10 protein-coding genes and 1 tRNA gene are annotated in these 9,146 nt (G+C 67.1%); 5 read left to right on the forward strand and 6 right to left on the reverse strand.

Features of this window, described 5'->3' with window-relative positions; all coding sequences use genetic code 11:
* Positions 1-143: 143 nt before the first annotated feature.
* Positions 144-1,049 (forward strand): PAC2 family protein, encoded by a 906-nt coding sequence (locus J9611_RS14305; protein WP_211881080.1) that lies wholly within the window; start codon positions 144-146, stop codon positions 1,047-1,049.
* 76 nt (positions 1,050-1,125) lie between these two features.
* Here J9611_RS14305 and mshC read toward each other — a convergent pair whose 3' ends face one another.
* Together mshC and J9611_RS14315 are read right to left on the reverse strand one after the other, a co-directional pair.
* Complete coding sequence (mshC, locus tag J9611_RS14310; protein ID WP_211881081.1) at positions 1,126-2,457, reverse strand: cysteine--1-D-myo-inosityl 2-amino-2-deoxy-alpha-D-glucopyranoside ligase; 1,332 nt, start codon at positions 2,455-2,457, stop codon at positions 1,126-1,128.
* A gap of 15 nt (positions 2,458-2,472) precedes the next feature.
* Positions 2,473-3,306, reverse strand: a complete 834-nt coding sequence (locus J9611_RS14315; RefSeq protein WP_211881082.1) for an undecaprenyl-diphosphate phosphatase — start codon at positions 3,304-3,306, stop codon at positions 2,473-2,475.
* 51 nt (positions 3,307-3,357) lie between these two features.
* Here J9611_RS14315 and J9611_RS14320 point away from each other — a divergent pair, with 51 nt between their 5' ends.
* Positions 3,358-4,293, forward strand: a complete 936-nt coding sequence (locus tag J9611_RS14320) for an aldo/keto reductase (RefSeq protein WP_211881083.1) — start codon at positions 3,358-3,360, stop codon at positions 4,291-4,293.
* 4 nt (positions 4,294-4,297) lie between these two features.
* Here J9611_RS14320 and J9611_RS14325 read toward each other — a convergent pair whose 3' ends face one another.
* On the reverse strand, positions 4,298-4,570 hold the full coding sequence (locus J9611_RS14325; protein ID WP_211881084.1) for a hypothetical protein: 273 nt from the start codon (positions 4,568-4,570) through the stop codon (positions 4,298-4,300).
* Positions 4,571-4,609: 39 nt separating this feature from the next.
* On the opposite strand from J9611_RS14325, the gene J9611_RS14330 reads away from it, so the two are divergent.
* Positions 4,610-4,843 (forward strand): DUF5703 family protein, encoded by a 234-nt coding sequence (locus tag J9611_RS14330; RefSeq protein WP_211881086.1) that lies wholly within the window; start codon positions 4,610-4,612, stop codon positions 4,841-4,843.
* Between the two features lie 20 nt (positions 4,844-4,863).
* Here the strand turns inward: J9611_RS14330 and J9611_RS14335 are convergent, their stop codons facing one another.
* Both J9611_RS14335 and J9611_RS14340 read right to left on the reverse strand, forming a co-directional pair.
* Positions 4,864-6,027: an acyl-CoA dehydrogenase family protein gene (locus tag J9611_RS14335; protein WP_211881087.1), complete on the reverse strand. Its 1,164-nt coding sequence runs from the start codon at positions 6,025-6,027 to the stop codon at positions 4,864-4,866.
* An 11-nt stretch (positions 6,028-6,038) separates the two neighbouring features.
* A complete protein-coding gene (locus J9611_RS14340) occupies positions 6,039-7,343 on the reverse strand; it encodes a M20/M25/M40 family metallo-hydrolase (protein WP_211881089.1) in 1,305 nt (434 codons plus the stop codon).
* Between the two features lie 153 nt (positions 7,344-7,496).
* On the opposite strand from J9611_RS14340, the gene J9611_RS14345 reads away from it, so the two are divergent.
* Positions 7,497-7,579: transfer RNA gene (locus J9611_RS14345), tRNA-Leu, on the forward strand.
* Positions 7,580-7,706: 127 nt separating this feature from the next.
* The gene (locus tag J9611_RS14350) at positions 7,707-8,099 is read left to right on the forward strand and encodes a hypothetical protein (RefSeq protein WP_246527827.1); all 393 of its coding nucleotides are present in this window, start codon (positions 7,707-7,709) and stop codon (positions 8,097-8,099) included.
* A gap of 43 nt (positions 8,100-8,142) precedes the next feature.
* On the opposite strand, the gene J9611_RS14355 is transcribed toward J9611_RS14350, so the two are convergent.
* Entirely contained in the window at positions 8,143-9,054 is a 912-nt protein-coding gene (locus tag J9611_RS14355; RefSeq protein WP_211881091.1) for a hypothetical protein, read from the reverse strand.
* Positions 9,055-9,146: the final 92 nt, after the last annotated feature.

Below are 9,146 nucleotides of genomic sequence, written 5' to 3' on the forward strand. Positions count from 1 at the left end.
CCCCGTGCCGGCGCCGTGCGCTACGCCGTTGGCGAATATCAGCGGCCGCTGCCGGGCCCTGCCGACGGTTTTCGGGGTGCCGGCAGCGATTTGCGGCGCTTCATTCCATGCGCGGGTCCGCCCCTTGGACGTAGGGTGAAGAGATGAACAGCTTCGACGGAGACACCACGGAACCGGGCGCCGTGCCTGAACCGGAACGGCTGCTGCAGCCGGTGCCGGACGGCCAGCGCATCACGGTGATGCTTGCCGCCTTCGAGGGGTGGAACGACGCCGGCGAGGCCGCGAGCGATGCTCTGCACTACCTGAACAAGCTCTGGGGCGGCAAGAAGGTCGCCTCGATCGACGCCGATGAGTACTACGACTTCCAGTTCACCCGGCCCACGATCCGCCGGACCTCGTCCGGCGAGCGGAAGATCAAATGGCCGTCCACCCGGATCCACAAGGCCAGCGTTCCGGACTCCAACGTGGACGTCATCTTCGTCCAGGGCACCGAGCCGTCCTACAAGTGGCGCGCCTACACGGCGGAGCTGCTGGTGCACGCCGAGGCGCTCCACGTGGATTACGTGATCCTGGTCGGCGCCCTCCTCGCCGATGTGCCGCACAGCCGCCCGATCCCCGTGAGCGCCTCCACGGATGACAGCGCCCTGCGTGAGCGGATGGACCTGGAGGCGTCGCAGTATGAGGGCCCGGTGGGGATCGTCGGCGTGCTGGGGGAAGTCGCGTTGCTGGCCGGCCTGCCCACCATCTCGCTCTGGGCCGCCGTGCCCCACTACGTGGCCCAGGCGCCGTCCCCCAAGGCGCAGCTGGCGCTGCTCCACCGGATCGAGGAGCTCCTGCAGGTCCCCCTGGACACCACGGAACTCGTCGAGGAATCAGACGCCTGGGAACGCGGCGTCGACGAGCTGGCCACTGAGGATCCGGAAATCGCCGCCTATGTCCGCCAGCTCGAGGAAGCCAAGGACACCGCAGACCTCCCCGAGGCCAGCGGCGAATCGATCGCCCGCGAATTCGAGCGGTACCTCAAGCGGCGGGGCAAGGACAAGCAATAGCCCGGCGCCGGCAGGCCCGGTGGTCCTGCACGCTGTAGCTTGGCCGGCCAAGCGGCTGTGCCGGCTGTGCGAAAGCCTAGAGTTCGACGCCGAGCAGGGCGTTGACGGCGTCGCTGACCAATGCGGTGTCCATGGCGCTGCCCGGACCGCCGCTGCCGGAACCGGGAACGCCCGGGCCCGCAACGCCGGAACCAGCCCCGCTGTGCCCGAGGGCGGAAGCGGCCCACTGGTCCACCGCGGCCACTGCCCCGGGGGCGTTCAGGTCGTTGGACAACTCGGTCCGGAGCCGGGTGAGCAGCCCTCCCGCGGAGCCCGCGGGGGCCACGGCCGCGGCGGAACGCCAGGTCTGCAGCCTCGCCTTGGCTTCGGCAAAGCCGGCGTCGGTCCAGGACCAGTCGGAGCGGTAATGGTGGGCCAGGATCGCCAGGCGGATGGCCGCCGGGTCTTCCCCGGCGGCACGGAGCCTGGAAACCAGGACCAGGTTGCCCTTGGACTTGCTCATCTTCTCGCCGTCCAGGCCCACCATGCCGGCGTGAGCGAAGTGGCGTGCCAGCGGAACCCCGGCGAGCGAGTAGGCGTGCCCGGCGCCCATCTCGTGATGGGGGAAGATCAGGTCCGAGCCGCCGCCCTGCACCGTGAACGGCGCCGGCAGGTACTCGTGGGCAATGACGGTGCATTCGATGTGCCAGCCGGGCCGGCCCGCGCCGAGTTCGCCGCCGTCCCAGGACGGCTCGCCCTCGCGGGCAACCCGCCACAGGAGCGGATCGAGTGCCTGGCGTTTGCCCGCGCGGCCGGGGTCCCCGCCGCGTTCGGCGAACAGCTCCAGCATTTCGGCGTCGGAGAGGCCCGAGATTGTACCCAGCGTCCACGCGCCGACGGCGTCGGCGGAGTGCTTGCCGGCCGCCTCGACGTCGTAGTAGACATCGCCGTCGGGCTCGCCGGCGCCGCCGGCAACCCGGTACGCCAGGCCCTGGCGCAGGAGGCGCTCGATCGCGGGCACGATCGCGGGGATGGCCTCGACGGCGCCGACGTAGTGGTCGGGCGCCAGGACGTTGAGGGCTTCCATGTCTGTCTGGAAGAGCTTGATCTGGCTGGCGGCGAGCTCGCGCCAGTCGACGCCGGTCGCCGTCGCGCGCTCCAGCAGGGGGTCGTCGACGTCGGTCACGTTCTGGACGTAGGAGACCTGCTGGCCGCCGTCCCGCCAGGCCCGGTTGAGCAGGTCGAAGGCGAGGTAGCTGGCCGCGTGCCCCATGTGGGTGGCGTCATACGGGGTGATTCCACAGACATACATGGACTGCTCCCCCGTTGCCTCGAGGGTGACGAGGCCGCCTTTGGCGGTGTCGAAGAGGCGGAGGGCAGGCATGCTGCCCGGCAGCCGGGGAACAGGGCGGGATATCCAGGACTTCACAGCCCAAGCCTAATGCTAGGCGCTGATGACATTGAAACCGAGCAGCAGGTACAGCGCCAGGCCCACGAAGATCCGGTACCAGACAAACAGGCGGTAGCTCCGGGTCGAGACGAATTTCAGGAACCAGCCGATGATGACATAGCCCACCACGAACGCGATGACTGTGGCGAGGGCGGTTTCCGGGAGGCCGTACGGTCCGGCGATGCCCTCCTTGGAGAGGACCTTGTAGAGCTGGTACAGGCCGCTGCCGAAGACGGCGGGGATGGCCAGCAGGAAGGAGTAGCGGGCCGCGGCCTCGCGGGTGTAGCCCATCAGCAGTCCGGCGGTGATGGTTCCGCCGGACCGGGACACGCCCGGGATCAGCGCCATGGCCTGCGCCAGGCCGTACAGGATCCCGTGTTTGTAGCTGAGCTTGCTCAGCTCGCGGTCCTGGCGCCCGACGGCGTCGGAAACCGCGAGGAACAGGCCAAAGACAATCAGGGTGGTCGCAACGATCCACAGGCTGCGGAGCACCGATTCGATCTGGTTCTGGAAGAGCAGCCCGAGGACGATGATCGGCAGGCTGCCGAGGATCACGAGCCAGCCCATCCGTGCGTCCGGGTCCTGCCGGGGCACCCTGCCGGTCAGCGAGCCGAACCAGGCCTTGGCGATCCGCACGATGTCGTGCCGGAAGTAGACGATGACGGCGGTCTCCGTGCCCAGCTGGGTGATGGCGGTAAACGCCGCGCCGGGGTCGGCGGCGTTCGAGAGAAAGGACCCGACGATCCGCAGGTGGGCGCTGGAGGAGACCGGGAGGAATTCTGTCAGTCCCTGTACGAGGCCCAGTAGGGCGACTTCAAACCAATTCACGTTTATAGACCCTACGGTATGAACCGGGCGAAGCACCGTAAGCTTGCTGGCATGCAGCAGCGTTATGTCGGCAACAGTGGGTTGCGCGTGTCCGCCCTCGCCCTTGGCACCATGTCCTGGGCGCGAGAGACCGATGAGCAGGATGCCTCCGGGCTGCTCCGTGCCTTCGTGGACGGCGGCGGGACCCTGATCGATACCGCGGCGTCCTACGCCGAGGGCCAGGCCGAGGCGATGCTCGGCGCGATGCTGGGCGATGTCGTCGCGCGCTCCGAACTCGTCCTCTCCACCAAGGCGGGATATTCGGCGTCGGGCGGGCGCCGCAGCGTCGATACCTCCCGCAACGGCCTGCTGTCGGGGCTGGACGCGAGCCTCGCCCGGCTGGGCACCGACTACGTCGACCTCTGGCTTGCCCAGGCGTGGGATCCCAACGTACCGCTCGAGGAAACCCTGTCCGCGCTCGAATTCGCGGTCCGCTCCGGCCGGGCACGCTACGTGGGAGTGTCCAACTTCAACGGCTGGCAGACGGCCAAGGCGGCGGCGGTCGCAGGATTCCCGCTGGTCGCGAACCAGTCCGAGTACTCATTGCTGCACCGCAGCCCCGAAACGGAGCTGATTCCGGCGATCGAGGACGCCGGCCTGGGCCTGATGGCCTGGGGGCCGATGGGCCGCGGCGTCCTGAGCGGGAAGTACCGGGGCCACATCCCCGCGGACTCGCGTGCCGCGCATGACAGGCTCGCGGGCTACGTGCAGCCCTATCTGGAGGACGACGCCTCCGGTGTGGTGGAAGCCGTGGCGATGGCCGCGAAGGGGCTCGGCCGGACTGCCCTGGACGTCTCGCTGAGCTGGCTGCTGTCCCAGCACGGTGTCGCCACCGCGATCGTGGGCGCGCGGACGCCCGTGCAGCTCAAGGAAATCCTGGATTCAACGCTGGCACCGCTCCCCCCGGAGATCGCCCAGGCGCTGGAAGACGTCTCCGACCCGGCCTGAGGGGTCAGTCCTGGTCCTGGAGGATTTCGAGGTCTTCCTCGTCGTCGACGTCTTCTTCCTCGTCGTCCTCGCCGTCGTCGTCGATCACTTCCAGCGGCGTCACTTCACCGTAGGCTTCGTAGAGGGAGTCGTCATAGACTTCGAAGGCGTCAGCAACGGCGAAAAAGGCCGCTTCGACCGCGGGATCCCCATCGCCACGGCGTGCGGCGGCGGTGGCCAGGTGCTCCTGCAAGGCGGCAGTCAGGGATTCAAGCGCGACACGCGGATCGATGCTCATGACTTCACGTTAGCCGGAAAAAGACGAAAATGGAGAGCAATGAAGGAACATTTTCTGAGCAGTTCGGTCCGGCGGGAGCGGGACTATGTGAGGCAGTACGAATACCTCGTGCTGACCGTCAGTCCTGAGGATTCGCTTCCCGAGGCCCGCCGCCGCCTGGCGGAGCATTCCGAGTACGGCAAGTGGGAACTCGAGCGCAGCGTCCTCTACCTGGGCGGCGGACGGCGTTTCTGGCTGCGCCGGAAGGTCATTCAGGTCCAGCGGACCGTCTAGGCCGCCCGCCGCCCCCCGGGTCAGGGCGTCTCCACCGGCCCGAGCCAGGCGTTGGCCACCGTGTTGTGCGCCGACTCGTCATCGGAGGGGTGGAACATGCCCGCCAGCACGTCGCGGTACAGCCGCTCCAGTTCGGAGCCGCGGAAATAGCTCGAGCCCCCGGAGACCCGGATCGCCAGGTCCACCACGGTCCGCGCCGTCTCCGTCGCCCGGACCTTGAGGCCCACCATCTTGGGGAACCACTGGGCGCCGTGGTCAGCCAGTTCGTCCACATCCGCGGCGACACAGGCGAGCTGCGGGTAGAGCGCGTCCAGGGCCATCGCGGCCTCCGCCACCTTCCACCGGATATCGGGGTCCTGGGCGTAGCTGCGGCCGCCGTTCCTGAACGAGGTGCGGCGCTTGACCGCCTCGACCCCCAGCGCGAACGCCCGTTCGCCGATGCCGGTGTACACCGCCGCCAGCAGCGTCTCGAAGCAGGCGAAGATCGCGAAGATCAGCGGGTCCGTGTTCGGGCCCACCGGCAGTTTGCGGAAGATCCGCCCGGCCGGAACGACGGCGCCGTCGAGGACCGTGGTGTTCGACTGGCTGGCGCGCATGCCGAGGGTGTCCCAGTCCGGCAGGATCTCGTAGCCGGGCGTGTCCCTGGTGATGAACCCGTGGATCAGTTCCCCCTCGCCGTCCCGGGCCGAGGCGTCCTTGCCGAAGATTCCCAGCCGCGTCCACGCCGGAGACAGGCTGGTGAAGATCTTGCGGCCCGTGAAGCTGTACCCGCCATCCGGCTGCGGGACGGCCTCGGTGCGGGCGTCGAACAGGACAGAGTCGTTGCCCGCCTCCGAATTCCCGAAGGCAAAAATCTCCCCCTCCGCGGCGTCCTGCAGGACAAAATCGAGCGAGTTGTCACCGCGGGCGGCGAGGACATGGGCGACGCCGGTCCAGACCAGGTGCATGTTGATTGCCAGGGCGGTGGCCGGGGCCGCCGTCGCCAGCCGCCGCTGAAGCGCAGCCGCCGCCGCGAGCCCGAGCCCGAGGCCGCCGTCGGACGCCGGCACGAAGATCTTCAGGTACCCCGCCGCGGCCAGTTCCGCCAGGTCCTCGTGGAAGAACGCGTTGTCGCGGTCGTAGCCGGCGGCGCGGCCGCGGATCCGTTCCAGCAGGGGCTCGGGGAGGATCTCAACAGGTGTCATGGTCGGGGGGATCAGTAGTTGCTGAGCAGCCGGTCCAGCACGCGGGCACCGAATTTCAGCGAATCGACCGGCACGCGTTCGTCGACGCCGTGGAACATGCCGGTGAAGTCCAGTTCGTCCGGGAGCTGCAGCGGCGCGAAACCGTAGCCGGTGATGCCGAGCCGGCTCAGCGACTTGTTGTCGGTGCCGCCGGAGAGCGTGTACGGCAGGACCTTCGCGCCCGGATCCTCGGCGTGCAGGGCGTCGATCATGGAATCGACGAGGTTGCCGGCGAACGGCACCTCGAGGGAAACGTCGTTGTGGACGTAGCTGATGTCGATCCCGGTGCCGGCGAGTTCGCGGACGGTCTCCAGGACGTGCTGCTCCTGCCCGGGCAGCGTCCGGCAGTCGATGAGGGCCTCGGCCGATTCGGGGATCACGTTGTGCTTGTAGCCGCCCTTGAGCAGGGTGGGGTTGGTGGTGTTCTGCAGGGTCGCGCCGACGAAGCGGGCCACCGTGCCGAGTTCCTTGAGGATCTGGTCAGGATCGTCCGGATCGAATTCCACACCGGTGAGTTCCGTCACGCCGTCGAGGAACTGCCGCGTGGTGGGGGTGAGCTCCACCGGCCACTTGTAGTCGCCGATCCGCGAGACGGCCCCGGCAAGCCGGGTCACGGCGTTGTCCGTGTTGATCTGGGATCCGTGGCCCGCCCGGCCGTGCGCCACCAGGCGCAGCCAGGACAGGCCCTTTTCGGCGGTCTGGAGCAGGTAGGTGCGCTGGCCGCCGATCGTGGCGGAGAACCCGCCGACCTCGGAGATCGCCTCGGTGGCGCCTTCGAAGAGGTCGGGGCGCTTGTCGACGGCGTAACGGGCGCCGTAGGTGCCGCCGGCCTCCTCGTCGGCGAAGAACGCGAAGATCAGGTCCCGCTTGGGTTTGCGGCCGGTACGGGCGAAGTTGCGCAGCACGGAAAGGATCATGGCGTCCATGTCCTTCATGTCCACGGCGCCGCGGCCCCAGATCATGCCGTCCTTCAGTTCGGCGCCGAAGGGGTCCACCGACCACTGGTCGCGCAGCGCCGGGACGACGTCCAGGTGCCCGTGGACCACGAGGGCGCTGGCGGACGGGTCCTCCCCCGCGAGGCGGGTCACCACGCTGGCCCGGCCCGGGGCGGATTCGAAGATTTCCGCGTCCAACCCGACCTCCGCCATCAGCCCGGCGGTGTATTCGGCGGCAGCGCGCTCCCCCGGGCCGGTGCCGTCGCCGTAGTTGGAGGTGTCAATCCGGATGAGTTCCTGGCAGATCCTGACGACTTCGTCCTCGGGCCTGGTGTCGGTCATGTATCGCTCCTCGTACGGCGGCTCAATTGCTGGCTTCAGCCTACCCACAAGCCCCGATTGGATGTTTGCGGAATCTTCGTGTTAGAGTCTTTCTCGCTGCTTCGGAGAAAAGCGAAACGCTGAAAGGCGGAATGATCCTCCGGATTACCACCTGCGCGGGTGGCGGAATGGCAGACGCGCTAGCTTGAGGTGCTAGTCCTCGAAAGGGGGTGGGGGTTCAAGTCCCCCTCCGCGCACAAGGGAAAACCCCTGGAATCCACGGATTCCAGGGGTTTTTTGTGCCTCCGCGCACGCGGACTCCAGTTCACCCGCGCGGACGCGGAAGTGCGGCACCCGCCGTCGGGATCTTTGCATAGCGGTTTTGTGGCTCACCTGGAACCCAGAAAACGAATAGACGGCTCCGTCACGTACTACGTGCGGTGGATCGACCCGGACTCGAGACAGCGCGAGACGCTGAAGATAGATTCGGAGGAGAGCGCCAAGTTGCTGCTCACTGTCCTGAAGGCGGGCGGGAACAACATCGCCGTCGCCTACGCCAGCCTCGAGGATCTGGGTGAGCGGCAGACCGCCGTCCGCAGTTCCATCAGCGCCCTGGGCGCCGCCTGCAACCAGAAGATCGCCCACTGCCTCGGCGTCCCCGTCAACCAGGTCACCGGCCGTGTGTTCGAGCTCCGGGGTAAGGGCCCGGTCCGCGAGGCCTACAAGGCTGTCTGGGTCCCGCCGGGCCGCACCGTCATCTGGCGGGAAACCGTCTGATACGTTCACTCTCCGGCATCGTCGGGGAGTACGCGCGCAACGCTTACCGTTTGGTGACGGGCCCGCCACTCAGCCAGGCCGCGGGAGTGATTCCGATGCAATGACTCGGATTGCTTGCTTGCGCCGTCACGCCGGAGTAGTAGTCATGGGTGAATCCCGACCCGTTGTTATAGATGGAATTCGGCACAGGATTCGATGCAGTTTCATCTATGTGAAGGTAGCCGTTGTGCGTGTGGCAGTTCACGGACGTATCCGGTTGGTGATTGTCGACCATCGGCTTGGGTGCAGTGCCCCTGGCGTCGTAGTAGAACGTGATGGCGTGCCCCCACTCATGCTTCAGGACGTTACGGCCGGCGTAAGCGAGTTCCGGCATCTGAATTGCGGAAAAGGTCGGGCTGGTGCCCCGGCCCCACGTAAGACCTCCCGCGTGTGCGATGTTGTCCGACTTCATCGGTCCCCAGTCCCAGCCGAATGACTGCCAGAAAACGATATATGAGTCGTATCCGGGATCCTGATCAGCCGTCGTCGTCCAAGGAGCGGGCGTAAAGCCGCCGAAATTGTCCGCTGTGAGAGTCTGGCTGTCCAAGGGCCTGCTGACACTCTTCACCCTGAGGGTCGGATGCTCCGTACCACTGGTGAGGGCTGGGATGTCCGAATTGACGAATCCTGCTGAGCTGTTTTTGATGTTGGCGACTTCATCGGGGACCAGGCTGCCTACGAGCCGATGGGAAGACACAGCGTCCTGGTAGGTGAGGTCTGTGTACAGATAGACGATGACCTCGATCTTCCAGGACGGCACCTTCGCCGCCTGGGCTGGCGCCGCGAGCCCGAGCACAGATAGGGCGAGGGTGAGAAGTCCTGCTAAGCCTTGATCCACCGATGAGATTGGGATCGGGTCCGGCGTTTTAAACACGAAATGCCCGTCTTTGGCGAATTCCAGGGGTCGATGCAACACCTGAGGTCAGCTGGCTATCAGTAAAGCACGAAGTGACTCGGCCGGAGTATTCCAGCCGAGTGTTTTGCGGGGGCGGGCGTTGAGTTCCTGGG

This window comes from Pseudarthrobacter albicanus (genome assembly GCF_018224015.1).
GTDB classification, from domain to species: domain Bacteria; phylum Actinomycetota; class Actinomycetes; order Actinomycetales; family Micrococcaceae; genus Arthrobacter; species Arthrobacter albicanus.